Here is a 15,233-nt window from a genome sequence, read left to right on the forward strand (position 1 = left end):
TCCGCATCGGAGGGCTCCACCGTGGCGGTCAGCTGAAGGACCTCCCCTTCCGTTACCGTGGCCACGTCGGGCGTGACCGCTATGCCCGTTACAGGGACCTGCCCATATAGGGTACCAAGTGGAAGGCTTAGGCACAAAACAAGAATAAAAAGAATTTTTTTTCGGACTGGAAAGGTGGTTGGTGTGGTCATCTTATCTTGGGTTAATTGAAAAAAAATGCCAAAGGAAATATCCTTTGCATGTAAAAAATTACCCCCAACGCCCCTTAACCCTAACTAAAAATTCTATTTGTGCGAAGTCAATGACATACCGCTCCAAAACTTCAATTCAAAACAAGAATATCCGCTTTGGGCTCCTTAAAATCCAAAAAAAGTGAAAATGAGCATCTTAGGGGAGTACCGCAAAGCTATATCATTTCCGCTACGGACCTTGTGGTAGTCGTTAAAACGGTAAAAAAATCGACAAACACCCCATCTTTTCAGGGACAAATCCAAGTACAACTGTAACAATCCCTAACTTACCATCTCTTTATACAAAACCATTCACTTTTTGAGCCACAAAAGGGAACATATTGATGCTTTATTACAATTGTGTCTTAAAGGAAGTCCAAGTGCCCAATTCGAAGTATACAACCGGTATTACAAGGCCATGTACAACACAGCCCTTCGGATTGTAAAAAAGAGGGACGAGGCCGAGGACATCATGCAGGAATCGTTTCTGAACGCATTTACCAAACTGCATACCTTCAAAGGCGAAGTAACCTTTGGGGCCTGGTTAAAACGCATTGTAATCAACAACAGCATCTACCATTACAGAAAGCAACAAAAAACAAACCAAGTTGCCCTGGAAGATGTATTGTACAAGGTCGAAGACAATGATGAAATTGCTTCCGATCAACATGGGTTTACCGAACTTAAGGCTCAAAAAGTGATGGAAACCATGAACAGATTAAAAGACAATTACAGAGTTTCTTTGACCTTACATCTTATTGAGGGTTATGATTATGAGGAAATAAGTGAAATTATGAACATAAGCTATTCCAATTGCAGGACCCTGATTTCCAGGGCTAAGGAAAGTTTGAGAAAACAGATATCAATGGTTTGATTATGGAAGGAGAGAATCTAGAAAAATTGTTTGATGAACTAAGGGGCAAATTCGATTACGAGGAGCCCGAAGCGGGCCACGAAATTCGTTTTCGGGAGAAATTGGACGCCTCACGGGGAACTATATCCCTGCAAGGCAAAAGGACTTCGGTATGGAAGCCCGTGGGCATAGCGGCGTCAATTGTTGCCGTTTGTGCCCTGGCCTTGATCATGTACCCCGTTGAACGGACCATCGAAGAGCAAGTCGCCCAAATATCACCCGAAGTTTCCCGGACGGAGTTCTATTTTACAAACCTGATCGAGGAACAGGTCGTAGCGCTTCAAAAAGAGCGTACCCCCGAAACCCGGAAGTTAATCGAAGATGCCATGGTACAATTGAACAAGTTGGAAAAAAATTATACCCAACTTGAACGCGACCTCATCGAAGGCGGAAACAGCAAATTGATCCTCAGTGCAATGATTACCAATTTTCAGACCAGAATCAATCTTTTACAGGATGTTCTAGAACGAATCGAAAATATAAAAAACATAAAAAGTTATGATAACGAAGCTACTCTTTAGGCCCATTGCCCTGGCTCTTTTGACATTTCCCTTATTGGCCTTGGCCCACGAAGGAAAACCGAAGGGAAAGTATACCAAGGAAAAGACCATCAAAAAGGAATATGACGTAAACCCGGACGCCCTGCTGGAAGTAAACAACAGCTATGGCAACCTCAACATTACCTCTTGGAACGAAAATCGTATCCTCATCGAGGTACATATTAAAACCAACGGCAACAACGAAGAAAAAGTAGCCCAAAAACTAAAACAGATTTCCGTCGATTTCGAAGCCTCTAAAAGTGCCGTATCGGCAACAACAAATTTCAACAACAACCATGGGGGTTGGGGATGGAACTGGGGCAGGAACAACAATGTGAACATGCAGGTCAATTACACCATTAAGGTGCCGATCAAGGGCAAGGTAAATTTAGACAACGACTATGGCAACATCAATCTCGACCGTATCGACGGCCATGCCAAGATAAGCTGCGACTACGGGCGGTTGGACATCGGCGAGCTTCGCGGTAAGAACAATCAGCTCAATTTCGATTACACCTCAAATTCAACCATAGGGTATATAAACAGCGGTAGAATTTCGGCGGACTATTCGGGATTTACCATTGAAAAAGCGATCAATCTGATCATCAGTGCAGACTACACCAATTCGGTCATCCGCGAAATTGACAATCTCGAGTATTCATCCGATTATGGCAAAATTGAAGTGGACGAGGTCAACAATGTCTCCGGAAACGGCGATTACATCAACGTACAATTGGGCACCGTCCATGGCAACGTCGACATAACCGCCGACTATGGTTCACTAAAAATCGACAAAATGGACCAAGATGCCGGAAACCTTTTGATCAAAACCGACTATACGGGGGTCAAAATAGGCTACGACGAGCAATACCATTTCAGCTTTGAGATCAACACCTCCTATGCCGGGGTAAAGGGAAAAGATCGGTTTCAAATACAGATCAGCGAAGAGAAGAACAACAGCAAATACTACAAGGGGCATTATGGCTCTGAAAACAGCGGAAACTCCGTCTCGATTTCCAGCGACTACGGGGGCATCAGCTTCTATCAAAATTAATCATCAACCCGCCTACATCGAGGTAGGCATCAAAAAACAACTATCATGAAAAAAACAATTGCATTATGCTTGATTACAGCCCTTAGCTTTTCATGCTCGGCCCAATTGGGAAAACGCGTTAAAGGCAATGGCAATTTGGTGACCGCCGACAGGCACGTGGGCGACTACGACGCCCTTGCGGTTTCGGGCTGGTTCGATATCGACCTGGTCGATGGCCGGGAAGGGGAACTGATCTTGAAGGGTGATGAAAACCTATTGGAATATGTGGTTACCGAAGTGGACGGGGGCAAGCTGACCATTAAGGTAAAAAGGGGCTTTAACCTAAGCCCTTCAAAATCGAGCAGGGGCATACATATTACGGTACCCGTTGAAAGTATAGACCGGGTAAACCTTTCCGGATCCGGCGATATCGTCGGCAAGACCACCATCAAGACCTCGAATTTTAAGACGGCCATGTCGGGTTCGGGCGACATCACATTGGATATCGAGTCCAACTCGATAGTGGCGGCCATGTCGGGATCAGGGGATATGAACCTAAGTGGCTCTACCGAGCATTTGGAGGTAAGCATCTCCGGTTCGGGGGATATCAAGGCCTATGGCCTGGAAGCCGATAACGTAGAGGCCACCATTTCCGGATCGGCCGACATCGAAATAACCGCAAATGAGTCTTTAAAAGCCCGGGTCTCGGGTTCGGGAGACATAAGCTATAGGGGCAACCCGAAAAAAATCGATACCAAAACCTCGGGATCTGGTGATATCACAAGAGGATAAAACATCAATACATCAAAAAGCGAACCTATGTCAGTCCAAAGTCCCTATTCCGTATAGGGGCTTTTTTTGTTGACCCGTGTCAACAACACCATGCCTATTAAAAAGAAAAGGCCGAAGAATATTATGGAGTACCTGATGCTGCCCGTGACCTGGGCGACATAGCCATAGGCCACCATACCGATGACGATGCCTATCTTTTCCGACACGTCGTAGAAACTGAAATACGAAGTGGTATCTACGGCATTGTCGGGCAGTAGTTTCGAATAGGTGGAACGCGATAATGCCTGAATACCTCCCATAACCAAGCCCACAACCCCCGCGGTGATATAAAATTCCAATGGGGTCGTAATAAAATAGGCGAACAGGCAGATTCCGATCCAAATAAGGTTCAGGCCGATTAAGGTAGGAATATTTCCGTAGACGGCCGAACACCTCGAAGTAAGGTAGGCCCCGAAAATGGCCACTATCTGGATCAACAAAATACTGACGATCAAGCCAGTGGTCGAATCGGTGGTGCCCCAGTCAAGCTCTTCGATCCCAAAATAGGTAGCCACCAACATTATGGTCTGCACGGCCATGCTGTACACGAAGAAAGCGCCCAAATACCTTTTGAGCGGGCCATTCTCCTTGATCTTGCCCCATATCGACCTTAATTCCCTGAACCCATTGAAGAGGAGGTCGTTCGTAAAGGATTCCTGTTTATTGCCCTTGGGCAAATGGTAATAGGTATACTGGCTAAACCCGATCCACCACAACCCGGTCAGCACAAAGGAGAGCCGGGTAGGCATGCCCTCATCCTCAAAACCGAAGGCCTCATACTCAAGGATCATGGCCAAACAGACGACCAAGAGAATTACACTGCCCACGTAGCCAAAGGAGTAGCCCTTGGCACTGACGGCATCCTGTTGCTCGGGATAGGCTATATCGGGCAGGTAGGAATTATAAAAAACGATACTTCCCCAAAAACCGACCAAGGCGGTGAAGTAGCACAACAGACCGAACCACAGATATTCCAGGTTGAACCAAAAGAGTCCCACACAGGATAGGGCGCCCAGGTAACAGAAAAATTTCATGAACACCTTCTTGTTTCCCACATAATCGGCGATGCCACTTAAAAGCGGACTCAAAAAAGAAACGGCCAAAAAAGCCGCCGCGGTAACATAACTGATTAGGGTATCGTTGTTAAAGTCAATGCCCAAAAATTCGATACGGTCACTGATAACCGTACCTTTTTCGTCCTTGACCAAGGTAAGGGCCCCGTAAAAAATGGGGAAAATCGCCGAAGAGATGACCAAATTGTAGACCGAGTTCGCCCAATCGTAAAAGGCCCAAGCGTCCAATAATTTTTTACTCCCCTTGAGAGCTACTGTTCTTGCCATATTCTCATAAAAAAACCGTTCCTTTTTAGAACGGTTTTAAATATACAATTTTTGTCAGAAGAACTACTGAAAAGAAGTAACCCCGAACTTTTTTGCCTCGGCCTTTGCCATGGGCGCCCATTCGGTCAGGTTTGCTATCCTTGTATCGTTAGAGGGGTGCGTACTTAAGAATTCCGGGGGCGACTGTCCGCCGCTCTGGGCCTTCATGCGTTTCCAAAGCTCTGCCGCTTCGGTAGGGTCATAACCGGCAATGGCCATAATCTGAAGGCCTATCCGGTCTGCCTCCGTTTCATGGCTTCTACTAAAAGGCAATATCAGGCCTACCTGCGACCCCACTCCGTAGGCTTGGGTAAAAATCTCCCTTTTCTGTGCATCCTGTATGGCAACACTACCGGCCACTGCACCGATCTGCTGCAAGGTGCCCGCACTCATTCGTTGGGCCCCGTGATCGGCAAGGGCATGCGCTACCTCATGGCCCATGACCACCGCTACCCCCGTTTCGGTCTGTGTAATGGGCAATATACCGGTATAAAAAACGATCTTTCCCCCGGGCATACACCAGGCATTCACCGTTTCGTCCTCTACCAAATTGTATTCCCATTTGTAGTCCTTGAGGTAACCGGCATATCCATTGGCGGTCAGCCATCTTTCCGCGGCGGCCGATATGCGCTGCCCGACCTTGGTTATCATTTTCGCATCCGCCGAGTTCTCGACCACCTTGTTTTCGGTCAAAAATTGGTCGTACTGCGCGAAGGCCATGGGAAAAATTTGGCTGTTCGGATAAAAATTCAATACCTTTTTTCCTGTAAACGGGTTGGTCTTGCAGGATGCAACCCCAACAAATACTATCAGTGTCAGTATAATTTTTCTCATAATGGCGTGTTTAATGGTACAAAAATAGAATTATTTGGCGGTAATTCGCAGTTGGGTAAACTCTTTACTCACCTGTATCGTATTGTTACCGTTTAGTTTCACATCTTCCGGCATCACCTTTTCGTTATCTATCTCGATACTTGAAATCTCGAACGGAAGGCCATGCAAATGGATCAGAAAACTATCATAGCTGGTTACAAAACCACCATCCTTGAACTGCTGGATGATCAATTCATCTTCCTTGCCCAACAACTTAAAATTCCTTAGGCTATATTTTCCATTCTCGTAATCGTAACCATCGCAGGCATCCTCATACACCGTGGAACTTTCATCCCCTATCTTAAAATACACCTCCAAGGTCAACTGTTCGATTTCCAGTTCGCCGACGTATTGTTGAACCGGGTACTTGGGGATCATGGCCCCCTCCTTTACGAAAAGCGGGATTTTATCGATATCGGCTTCCACCCATTTCTCCCTTCCCCCTTCGATTACTTCATCCGTCCAATAATTGTACCATTTCCCCCTGGGAATATACATTCTACGCCCTTGGGCATTGGGTTCCTGTACCGGGCATACCAAAATTTGCTCCCCGAAAATGAACTCATCGGTCCTAAAATGCGTTTGCATATCTTCTTGGTCGAAGCAAACGATAGGCAGGATCATGGGCTTACCCTCCTTGGAATACCTCCAGAACATGGTATACAGATAAGGTAACAGTTGATACCTCAATTCAATGTACCTGCGCACAATATCGGTAATCTCCGTTCCGAACGACCAAGGTTCTTGATCCCCGTGGTCACCGCTGGAATGGACCCTGCAAAAGGGATGAAAAACCCCCAACTGCACCCACCTTGCAAAAAGTTCGCCATTGGGCTGTTCGGCAAAGCCCCCTATATCGGACCCCACGAAGGAGTAGCCGCTCATACACATGCGCTGTACCTGTACATTGGCGATCCACAGATGCTCCCACGTAGCTACGTTATCCCCTGTCCATGTGGAGGAAAACCGCTGGGTACCCGAATAGGCGGCGCGGGTTATGACCATAGGCCTTTTCGGATAAACATATTTCTTGACCCCCTCATAGGTAGCCCTTACCATCTGCATGCCATATACGTTATGGGCCTTGCGATGGCTGCACGGGTGGCCGTCGTAATCGTGGCGCGTATCGAGGGGCGCGGTTTTGGTGGGCACCTCCATTACGGCCGGTTCGTTCATATCGTTCCAAACGGCGTGTACCCCTATTTCGGCCATAAACTCCTTGTACAGTTCGGCCCACCACTCGCGGACTTCAGGTTTGGTAAAGTCGGGAAAGTTGCACTCACCGGGCCATACCTTCCCCTTCATGTAGGGCCCATCGGCCCTTTTGCAGAAGTAATCGTTCTCCACGGCTTCCTGATAGACCCAGTAATCCTTATCTATTTTAATGCCGGGGTCGATCATGGCAACGGTCTTAAACCCATCGTCTTCAAGCTCTTGGATCATTCGCTTGGGATCTGGGAATTTTTGTTTGTCCCAAGTAAAGCAACGGAATCCGTCCATATAATCAATGTCCAAATAAATGGCATCGCAGGGTATCTTCAGTTTCCTGAACTGTTGGGCTATTTCCTTAACGTTGCTTTCGGGAAAGTAGCTCCATTTCGATTGATGGTAGCCCAACGCCCACAAGGGAGGAAGTTCGGGGGCTCCGGTAAGGTTGGTATAGGCCCGAACGACCTTGTGCATTTCAGGACCGTAGAAAAAATAGTAGTTCATCTCGCCCCCATCGGCCCAAAAACTCGTGGTAGACCTTCTTTCGTGGGCAAAATCGAAATGTGTCTTGAAGCTGTTATCGAAAAAGATGCCGTAGGCCTTGCCACTGTGCAGGCCAATATAAAAAGGTATGGCCTTGTACAAAGGGTCTTGGTCCTTGCCAAAGGCATACTGGTCCATCACCCAATTGCTCAGCCGCTTGCCCTTCAGGTTGCTATGGCTGGCCTTGTCGCCCAAGCCGTAAAAACTTTCGGTATGCTGGGTGATCTTGCTCATCTTTACCGTATTGCCCCCGTATTCGTAGTTTTCTTCCCAGTGGAAGCCCAGCTCGTCCTCGTTGACAATGTTGCCCTCTGTATCGGAGATTTGGTTGCGCAATGTTTTTTTATCGACAAGCACCTGCAGTTTTGAGGTTTTTATAAGGTACTCGGTCTCCGTTTCCTGAATTTCGAGATGGTTGTATCCCCTTTTGGCATTTGGATCGATGGCATACGAGAAATCGGGCTGAAAATTGTTCTCGGTACCGTACCTAAAACGGAGGGTCCTATCCTGTATGACCGTAATCTCCAAAACGACCCCGTTTTCAGTGGTAAAATAAAACTTGTCCTTGTCCCTAACGTAATCGACGATATGGTTTGGGTAAAGATTCCCTTTATATTCTAATTCAGTGTTAGTTATCATCTGGAAACTATTTAAAGCCCAACAAAAATAGTAAGACCTTTTTGCGAAACGATTATCGATTAAATGTTATTAGCGAGAAATTTATTCAAAGATAACGATACTCAACGGCGGGATGGTCATTTCTATCGACTGCCCGTGCCCGTGCCAAGGTATTTTTGCAATGGCGGAAATGTTACTTGCCATGCCCGATCCCCCGTATTTCTTATCGTCACTATTGAGCAGCACCTCGAACCTTCCGTTGGTTTTGGGCACCCCGACCCGATACCTCTCCCTTGGCACGGGAGTGAAGTTGCAGGCCACATAGATGTCCTTCGTTCCTTCAAGTCCCTTTCTCATATAGGTCAATACCGAATTTTCGTGATCCCCATAATCGATCCACTGAAACCCTTCGGGACTGAATTGCTTTTCGTATAGGGCCCTTTTTCCCTTGTAAACGGCATTGAGGTCTTTTATCAGTTCTTGTACGCCCGAGTGTACTTCATATTGGGTAAGCTGCCATTCAAGGCCCTTTTGAAAGTTCCATTCGGAGGTTTGGCCAAATTCGCCGCCCATAAAGATCAGCTTGGTACCGGGATGGGTAAACATATAGCCGAACATCAACCTGAGGTTGGCAAAGCGCTGCCACTCGTCGCCCGGCATACGATAGACCAGTGATTGCTTGCCGTACACCACCTCATCGTGTGAAAAGGGAAGCATAAAATTCTCGGTAAAGGCGTAGGTCATGCTAAAGGTCAGGTCGTTCTGATGGTGCTTTCTATAGATGGGTTCCTTCTTGAAGTACTCCAAGGTATCGTGCATCCAGCCCATCATCCATTTCATTCCAAAACCGAGTCCGCCGTACATCACAGGTTTGGAGACCCCCGAAAAGGCCGTAGACTCTTCGGCAATGGTCTGTACATCGGGAAAAGTGCCGTAGACCGTTTCGTTGAGTTCGCGTATGAACGACAAGGCCTCCAGGTTTTCGTTATTCCCGTACATATTGGGTTCCCACTCGCCTTCTTCCCTCGAATAATCGAGATAGAGCATAGAGGCCACCGCGTCTACCCTTAGGGCATCGGCGTGGAACTGGTCCAACCAAAAAATGGCATTGCTTATCAAAAAGGCACGTACCTCGTTTCTACCGTAGTTGAAGATCAAGCTTTTCCAATCGGGATGGTAGCCCCTTCTCCTATCGGGATGTTCGTACAAATGCGAGCCGTCGAAAAACCCAAGGCCATGGGCATCTTCAGGAAAATGCGAGGGCACCCAATCCAATATAACCCCTATGCCCGCCTGGTGCATTTTATCGACCAGCAATTTAAACCCCTCGGGATCTCCGAACCTTGAAGTGGGCGCAAAATACCCGGTCAATTGGTAGCCCCAAGAGGGATCGTACGGATATTCCATTATCGGCATGAACTCCACATGGGTAAACCCCATTTCCTTAACATAGGTTACCAAATCTTCCGCCATTTCCGCATAGGTCAGAAAATCGCCATGGGCATTGCGTTTCCAAGAACCCAGGTGCACCTCGTAAACGGAGAAAGGTTTATCGAGTGCGTTTTTATCCCTTCGGTTCTCCATCCATTGCCTATCGCCCCAGTCGTAATCGGCCTTCCAAACAATGGAGGCCGTCCGGGGCGGGCGTTCGCAGTACCTCGCAAACGGGTCGGCCTTTTCGGTAACCGCACCGTGGTTGTTTGAAAATATCTTGTACTTATAGATATCACCTACCCCAACGTTGGGTATGAAGCCCTCCCAGATTCCGCTGGCGTCCCATCTGACGTTCAAAAGATGTCGGTGTTCGTCCCATTCATTAAAATCCCCGATTACCGAAACCGATTTGGCCGTAGGTGCCCAAACGGCAAAATAGGTACCCTTTACCCCATCGACCTCCATAGGGTGCGACCCGAGTTTCTCGTAAAGACGGTAATGTTTCCCCGATTTGAAGAGGTTGATATCGAATTCGGAAAAAAGACTAAAAACAGTTACATGCGGCATAGTAATTCAGGTGTTTAGCTTTATAAGGTAGTAAATCTACACAACTTTGGTAAATAGATTATCAATTTGATACGACAACCTCGCTTTGGGGTTTAAAAATAGGGATTGTCGCAGGCCCATAGCCATAAACAATTATCGATTCGCGCCACAAAGACCGATAATTTTCCTTTTTTTTGTAGGGTTCTTAAAAAGTGGAACACTTTTTGAAACTCCTTATTTTACAATGACTTTTGAAACTTAAATTATACAAACTTATGAAAAAGGCCACCTTATTTCTTGGAGCACTCCTAACCCTATTCTTCATTTCATGCGAAGGTCCGGCCGGACCTCCCGGGCGGGACGGACTCGATGGCGCCCCCGGTGCCGAATTCGAAGCCGCCGCATTTGAAATCGAAGTCGATTTAAACCTCAACACCGATCTTAACAGGTATGAGTTTTACAACCAATACCCTTCTGACATTGTTCTTCTACCCGACGACGTAATCTTGATGTACCGCTTGGAGGAAGTCAGTGACGGCCTCGATGTATGGCGTCAAATGCCCCAGCCCTATTTTTCGGGCGAAGGGCTGCTTTATTACAATTTCGACTTTACACAAGGCGACTATACCGTACTTCTCGAACCCGAGTTCGAAGCCAATCTGGTACCTGTCGATTTAACCGATAACCAAGTATTTCGAATCGTAATCGTACCCAGCGATTTGGGCACGGCGGTAGATATGGACCAAACCAACCTGAGCTCGGTCTTGAGCGCCCTGGGCGTAGAGGAGAGCGATATTAAAAAGTTGCACTAGGCCCACGACAAAGAGAATTTCAAGGCCCCGCCCCTGCCCGGCGGGGCTTTTTTTGGGCCTTCCCATCGGGCTAAACTTCGGTAAATAACCTATATTTGAAAGGATGTATCGCGTGCTACGTCTAAAGAGCAACGGTCTTCAAATAGAAAAATATGGTATCCAAAAATGTACTTATCGCCCTTTGCCTTATGATAATCGGCTGTAAAGGTGTTTCCCAGGAAAAAGAAAGCCCTGGTGACGAACCAAAGTCCTTCGCCGTCACGAAAACGGAGGAAGAATGGAAAAAAGAACTTACCGAAGCGGAGTTCTATGTGCTGCGAAAGGCGGCCACCGAAAACCCGTTTACCAGCGAACTGCTCGAAAACAAAGAAAAGGGTACCTATGTATGTGCCGGTTGCGGCACCCCCCTTTTCAGGAGCGAGACCAAGTACCGTTCCGGGACGGGCTGGCCCAGTTTCTATCAAGAGATAGAGGGCAACGTAGCCTACGATGTCGATTATAAGATTGGCTACAAGAGAACCGAGGAGCACTGTGCGACCTGTGGTGGGCACTTGGGCCATGTTTTCGACGACGGGCCAAAACCAACGGGCCTAAGGCATTGTATAAATGGGGTGGCCCTGGATTTCATTCCCGACACATCCGACTAAATGAACTTTGTCGACAACTACCTCGATAGCGTAATTTTCGAGTTCCACAGGTACAAGGCGCTAGGCGACAAATCCTTCGCCCAATTGGGGGAGGCGGACATCCTATGGAAACACGGTGCCAACGACAACAACATAGCCCTTATCGTCAAACACCTGTCGGGCAACATGTTGAGCCGATGGACCCGTTTTTTGACCGAGGATGGGGAGAAAAGCTGGCGCCATCGCGAAAATGAATTCGAGCATCCCTATGCCACGAAGAAAGAGATGCTCCTAGCTTGGGAAAAGGGCTGGGCCTGTCTTTTTGAGGCCTTGGGCAGCATCGACGGGAACAACTTCGAAACCCGCATCAAAATAAGAAATGAAGAGCACACCCTGATCGAAGCCATCAACAGGCAATTGGCCCATTACGCCAACCATGTAGGGCAAATCGTATTGCTCGCCAAAATGATCAAGGGCGATGCGTGGCAATCCCTTTCCATACCCAGGGGAGGATCCGAAAAATTCAATCGGGACGCATTTGGCGCATGAGGGCCCTTTGGGCACCTTCCCTCCCCGTCGTCGTCCCCTAAAAAAATTCGGCCCTCAGTTTCAGGGATATGCAACGGGGTTTTACTTTTATGTTATTATTGTGGCCGCCGTGCCATCTTACCAAAAATAATTTGAAGAGAATTGCTTACTTTTGCTCCTCCCTTACCAAGGGCTTAATTCATTATTAGAACAGCAAAAATCAAAAAAAATATGAGCAATTTCGATGTTATTGTTTTGGGAAGCGGTCCCGGAGGATATGTAACCGCCATCAGGGCCTCTCAATTGGGTTTTAAAACGGCCATTATCGAAAAAGAAAGTTTGGGCGGCGTTTGCCTGAATTGGGGGTGTATCCCTACCAAAGCCTTATTGAAATCAGCTCAGGTTTTTCAGTACCTGCAACATGCCGAAGATTACGGGCTAAAAGCCGAAGGGGTCGACAAAGACTTCGGTGCGGTGGTAAAGCGCAGCCGTGGCGTTGCCGACAGCATGAGCAAAGGGGTCCAGTTTCTGATGAAAAAGAACAAGATCGAGGTTATCAAGGGCTATGGTACCCTTAAGCCCCAAAAAAAGGTATCGGTAAAGGATGCCGAAGGAAAGGAAACCGAATACAGTGCCGAACATATCATCATTGCCACGGGTGCCCGTAGCCGTGAATTGCCCAGCCTTCCGCAGGACGGCAAGAAGATTATCGGCTATCGCGAGGCCATGTCGCTCGACAAACAGCCCAAGCGCATGATCGTGGTAGGCAGTGGCGCCATAGGCATCGAGTTCGCCTACTTTTACAATTCGATGGGTACCGAGGTAACCGTCGTCGAATACCTACCCAACATCGTACCCGTTGAGGACGAAGAGGTGTCCAAACAATTGGAACGCAGCTTCAAGAAGGCAGGTGTCAAAATAAAAACGAATGCCGAGGTCACCTCTGTCGACACCTCGGGCGAAGGCGTAAAAGCCACCGTAAAAACAGCCAAGGGCGAAGAGGTATTGGAAGCCGATATCGTACTTTCTGCCGTAGGCATTAAATCGAATATTGAAAATATAGGTTTAGAGGATGTTGGAATCTCTACGGACCGCGACAAAATTTTGGTGAACGACTACTACCAGACGAACATACCCGGCTATTACGCCATTGGTGATGTAACCCCAGGGCAAGCCCTGGCCCATGTCGCCTCGGCCGAAGGTATTCTCTGCGTCGAAAAAATAGCGGGCATGCATGTTGAAGCCCTGGACTACGGCAATATACCCGGTTGCACCTATTGTATGCCTGAGATCGCCTCGGTAGGCCTAACTGAAAAACAGGCCAAGGAGCAGGGACTGGATGTCAAAATAGGCAAGTTTCCCTTTTCCGCCAGTGGAAAGGCCAAGGCTTCGGGCAATCCCGAAGGTTTCGTAAAAGTGATCTTCGATGCCAAATATGGCGAATGGCTCGGATGCCATATGATCGGGCACGGGGTTACCGACATGATCGCCGAGGCCGTAGTGGCGAGAAAACTGGAAACCACGGGCCACGAGATCCTGAAGGCCGTCCACCCGCACCCTACGATGAGCGAAGCCGTTATGGAAGCCGTGGCGGACGCCTACGACGAAGTCATACACTTATAAAACCTTGGCAATGGGCTTGAATACAACAAGCCCATTGCCTACCTTAAACTTGATCTATGCTCTCCTTTTTCAGAATTACGGCCATATTGGAAGGTATCAGCTATTTGGCCCTTTTTGCCGTTACCATGCCCTTAAAATACATGGCCGGACTGCCCATGCCCAATAAGTACGTAGGGTATGCACACGGGGTGCTCTTCATCGCCTACATCATTCTAGCCGTTGTCCTATGGATGGAAAAAAAATGGAGTCTTAAAAAAGGAAGTATTCTTCTTTTGGCATCGTTACTGCCCTTCGCCACCTTTTACGTAGAAAGCAAATACCTAAAACCGGAAACAAGGGTATAGGCATCCTTACCTGAAATGCCGGGCCGACAAAAAAGTATAGACATAGGCAAGGGTTACCGTTGCCCATTTTTCATCGTTCACGTTGATCGAGGTATAGGAAAAGTTGACTTCCGATTTCGGGCCTACCTGAAAACCCAATTGCGGCCTAATATACAGCCCCCCATCATTGCCTTCGTTCAAACCAAAGGCCTGGCCGATATCCCCGCCAAAGGAAAAGGTCTTGCTCGGCCAAATTCTGACGGATGCCGCCAAGGGAGCGAACTGGAAACTGGGCAGGTCTTCCAAAATGGTACCTTCCCTAAATTCCTCGGCAAAGCCATGGATGATCCCCGTCTTGATCCCCAAATCGAAAATTTTGTTGGGGGCCCACATATATCCCATATCGGCACCGATAACGACACCGATCCTTTCATTAAAATCGCCCAGGGGCAAACCTGCCTGGGCTCCAATCTTAAAACCTTCTTGGGCATGGACCGAAATGTAGGCCAGACCGCAAAACAGCAAAATAACGATTCGTTTGATCATCTGATTTCCTTTTAACACGGAAACCAAAAACGAAAAAATTACAGATCAAGTATAGAATTGCCCCTTTTTTTGCCCAATACCAAGAAAAAAACCGATAACAGGGCCATAACAAGTCAATCTCCGCCTTGCAGTGCCCCATTTGTGGCTTACTCCATAAAACTCCGAATGGCCAGGTCGTAGCTTTGGAGACCGAAGCCCAAAATAACCCCCTTGGCGACGGGCGAGATATACGATACATGGCGAAATGCCTCGCGCTTGTGGGTGTTCGAGATATGCACTTCGACGACGGGGGTACTCACGGCCTTAATGGCATCTCCGATGCCCACCGATGTATGGGTGTAGGCCGCCGCATTTAAAACTATACCATCGTAGGAATAACCGACTTCCTGTATTTTCCCTATTAGCTCCCCCTCGATGTTCGATTGAAAATACTCGAGCTGTACTTCCTTAAACCTAAACTGAAGATCTGCAAAATAATCTTCAAAGGTCTTATTGCCGTAAACTTCCGGTTCGCGCTTGCCCAACAGGTTGAGGTTGGGCCCATTTATTATAATTATCTTCATCTATCCAGTTTCTCCTTCGAGTTAATTCGATTCTGTGCCAAATGTAATATGTAAAGGCCATTCG

The 15,233-nt window shown here is 47.6% G+C and carries 16 protein-coding genes; 9 read left to right on the forward strand and 7 right to left on the reverse strand.

Annotated features, from left to right (window positions below):
• Nucleotides 1-191: hypothetical protein (locus BUB37_RS21690; RefSeq protein WP_212635323.1), on the reverse strand; the 191-nt coding region annotated here is incomplete at its 3' end.
• A 358-nt stretch (nt 192-549) separates the two neighbouring features.
• Here BUB37_RS21690 and BUB37_RS17835 point away from each other — a divergent pair.
• From BUB37_RS17835 to BUB37_RS17850, 4 genes are read left to right on the forward strand one after another with little or no spacing between them, the layout of a single operon-like run.
• Nucleotides 550-1,104, forward strand: a complete 555-nt coding sequence (locus tag BUB37_RS17835) for an RNA polymerase sigma factor (protein ID WP_072995194.1) — start codon at nt 550-552, stop codon at nt 1,102-1,104.
• A gap of 2 nt (nt 1,105-1,106) precedes the next feature.
• Nucleotides 1,107-1,664 (forward strand): hypothetical protein, encoded by a 558-nt coding sequence (locus BUB37_RS17840; RefSeq protein WP_072995195.1) that lies wholly within the window; start codon nt 1,107-1,109, stop codon nt 1,662-1,664.
• A complete protein-coding gene (locus tag BUB37_RS17845) occupies nt 1,642-2,736 on the forward strand; it encodes a hypothetical protein (RefSeq protein WP_072995196.1) in 1,095 nt (364 codons plus the stop codon). Before BUB37_RS17840 ends, BUB37_RS17845 begins: the two co-directional genes overlap by 23 nt.
• 45 nt (nt 2,737-2,781) lie before the next feature.
• Nucleotides 2,782-3,507 carry a head GIN domain-containing protein gene (locus tag BUB37_RS17850; RefSeq protein ID WP_072995197.1) on the forward strand — a complete coding sequence of 242 codons (726 nt, stop codon included), beginning with the start codon at nt 2,782-2,784 and terminating at the stop codon, nt 3,505-3,507.
• Nucleotides 3,508-3,551: 44 nt separating this feature from the next.
• On the opposite strand, the gene BUB37_RS17855 is transcribed toward BUB37_RS17850, so the two are convergent.
• From BUB37_RS17855 to glgB, 4 genes are all read right to left on the reverse strand, one after another.
• Nucleotides 3,552-4,886, reverse strand: coding sequence for an MFS transporter (locus BUB37_RS17855; RefSeq protein ID WP_072995198.1), 1,335 nt, complete (start codon nt 4,884-4,886; stop codon nt 3,552-3,554).
• Between the two features lie 63 nt (nt 4,887-4,949).
• Entirely contained in the window at nt 4,950-5,759 is an 810-nt protein-coding gene (locus BUB37_RS17860) for a M48 family metallopeptidase (protein ID WP_072995199.1), read from the reverse strand.
• 30 nt (nt 5,760-5,789) lie between these two features.
• Nucleotides 5,790-8,189 (reverse strand): glycoside hydrolase family 31 protein, encoded by a 2,400-nt coding sequence (locus tag BUB37_RS17865; RefSeq protein ID WP_072995200.1) that lies wholly within the window; start codon nt 8,187-8,189, stop codon nt 5,790-5,792.
• Between the two features lie 81 nt (nt 8,190-8,270).
• Complete coding sequence (gene glgB / locus BUB37_RS17870) at nt 8,271-10,169, reverse strand: 1,4-alpha-glucan branching protein GlgB (RefSeq protein ID WP_072995201.1); 1,899 nt, start codon at nt 10,167-10,169, stop codon at nt 8,271-8,273.
• 254 nt (nt 10,170-10,423) lie between these two features.
• On the opposite strand from glgB, the gene BUB37_RS17875 reads away from it, so the two are divergent.
• The 5 genes from BUB37_RS17875 (at nt 10,424) to BUB37_RS17895 (ending at nt 14,081) form a co-directional block, all read left to right on the forward strand.
• Nucleotides 10,424-10,960, forward strand: a complete 537-nt coding sequence (locus tag BUB37_RS17875; RefSeq protein ID WP_072995202.1) for a hypothetical protein — start codon at nt 10,424-10,426, stop codon at nt 10,958-10,960.
• 152 nt (nt 10,961-11,112) lie between these two features.
• Nucleotides 11,113-11,607, forward strand: a complete 495-nt coding sequence (gene msrB, locus BUB37_RS17880; protein ID WP_072995203.1) for a peptide-methionine (R)-S-oxide reductase MsrB — start codon at nt 11,113-11,115, stop codon at nt 11,605-11,607.
• Nucleotides 11,608-12,135 (forward strand): DUF1572 family protein, encoded by a 528-nt coding sequence (locus tag BUB37_RS17885; RefSeq protein ID WP_072995204.1) that lies wholly within the window; start codon nt 11,608-11,610, stop codon nt 12,133-12,135.
• Between the two features lie 210 nt (nt 12,136-12,345).
• The gene (gene lpdA, locus BUB37_RS17890; protein WP_072995205.1) at nt 12,346-13,737 is read left to right on the forward strand and encodes a dihydrolipoyl dehydrogenase; all 1,392 of its coding nucleotides are present in this window, start codon (nt 12,346-12,348) and stop codon (nt 13,735-13,737) included.
• Between the two features lie 56 nt (nt 13,738-13,793).
• A complete protein-coding gene (locus BUB37_RS17895) occupies nt 13,794-14,081 on the forward strand; it encodes a DUF3817 domain-containing protein (protein ID WP_072995206.1) in 288 nt (95 codons plus the stop codon).
• A gap of 6 nt (nt 14,082-14,087) precedes the next feature.
• Here the strand turns inward: BUB37_RS17895 and BUB37_RS17900 are convergent, their stop codons facing one another.
• Both BUB37_RS17900 and aroQ read right to left on the reverse strand, forming a co-directional pair.
• Nucleotides 14,088-14,606, reverse strand: a complete 519-nt coding sequence (locus tag BUB37_RS17900; RefSeq protein ID WP_072995207.1) for a hypothetical protein — start codon at nt 14,604-14,606, stop codon at nt 14,088-14,090.
• Nucleotides 14,607-14,752: 146 nt separating this feature from the next.
• Complete coding sequence (gene aroQ / locus BUB37_RS17905) at nt 14,753-15,169, reverse strand: type II 3-dehydroquinate dehydratase (protein ID WP_072995208.1); 417 nt, start codon at nt 15,167-15,169, stop codon at nt 14,753-14,755.
• Between the last annotated feature and the right edge of the window lie 64 nt (nt 15,170-15,233).

Origin of the sequence: Pseudozobellia thermophila, from assembly GCF_900141855.1 — a bacterium.
Classification (GTDB): domain Bacteria; phylum Bacteroidota; class Bacteroidia; order Flavobacteriales; family Flavobacteriaceae; genus Pseudozobellia; species Pseudozobellia thermophila.

What these genes read in the sequence shown, in the direction of transcription:
- BUB37_RS17840 (WP_072995195.1), top strand. Translation starts at nt 1,107, where the DNA reads ATGGAAGGAGAGAATCTAGAAAAATTGTTTGATGAACTAAGGGGCAAA.
- BUB37_RS17845 (WP_072995196.1), top strand. Translation starts at nt 1,642, where the DNA reads ATGATAACGAAGCTACTCTTTAGGCCCATTGCCCTGGCTCTTTTGACA.
- BUB37_RS17850 (WP_072995197.1), top strand. Translation starts at nt 2,782, where the DNA reads ATGAAAAAAACAATTGCATTATGCTTGATTACAGCCCTTAGCTTTTCA.
- BUB37_RS17855 (WP_072995198.1), bottom strand. Translation starts at nt 4,886, where the DNA reads ATGGCAAGAACAGTAGCTCTCAAGGGGAGTAAAAAATTATTGGACGCT.
- BUB37_RS17860 (WP_072995199.1), bottom strand. Translation starts at nt 5,759, where the DNA reads ATGAGAAAAATTATACTGACACTGATAGTATTTGTTGGGGTTGCATCC.
- BUB37_RS17865 (WP_072995200.1), bottom strand. Translation starts at nt 8,189, where the DNA reads ATGATAACTAACACTGAATTAGAATATAAAGGGAATCTTTACCCAAAC.
- glgB (WP_072995201.1), bottom strand. Translation starts at nt 10,169, where the DNA reads ATGCCGCATGTAACTGTTTTTAGTCTTTTTTCCGAATTCGATATCAAC.
- BUB37_RS17875 (WP_072995202.1), top strand. Translation starts at nt 10,424, where the DNA reads ATGAAAAAGGCCACCTTATTTCTTGGAGCACTCCTAACCCTATTCTTC.
- msrB (WP_072995203.1), top strand. Translation starts at nt 11,113, where the DNA reads ATGGTATCCAAAAATGTACTTATCGCCCTTTGCCTTATGATAATCGGC.
- BUB37_RS17885 (WP_072995204.1), top strand. Translation starts at nt 11,608, where the DNA reads ATGAACTTTGTCGACAACTACCTCGATAGCGTAATTTTCGAGTTCCAC.
- lpdA (WP_072995205.1), top strand. Translation starts at nt 12,346, where the DNA reads ATGAGCAATTTCGATGTTATTGTTTTGGGAAGCGGTCCCGGAGGATAT.
- BUB37_RS17895 (WP_072995206.1), top strand. Translation starts at nt 13,794, where the DNA reads ATGCTCTCCTTTTTCAGAATTACGGCCATATTGGAAGGTATCAGCTAT.
- BUB37_RS17900 (WP_072995207.1), bottom strand. Translation starts at nt 14,606, where the DNA reads ATGATCAAACGAATCGTTATTTTGCTGTTTTGCGGTCTGGCCTACATT.
- aroQ (WP_072995208.1), bottom strand. Translation starts at nt 15,169, where the DNA reads ATGAAGATAATTATAATAAATGGGCCCAACCTCAACCTGTTGGGCAAG.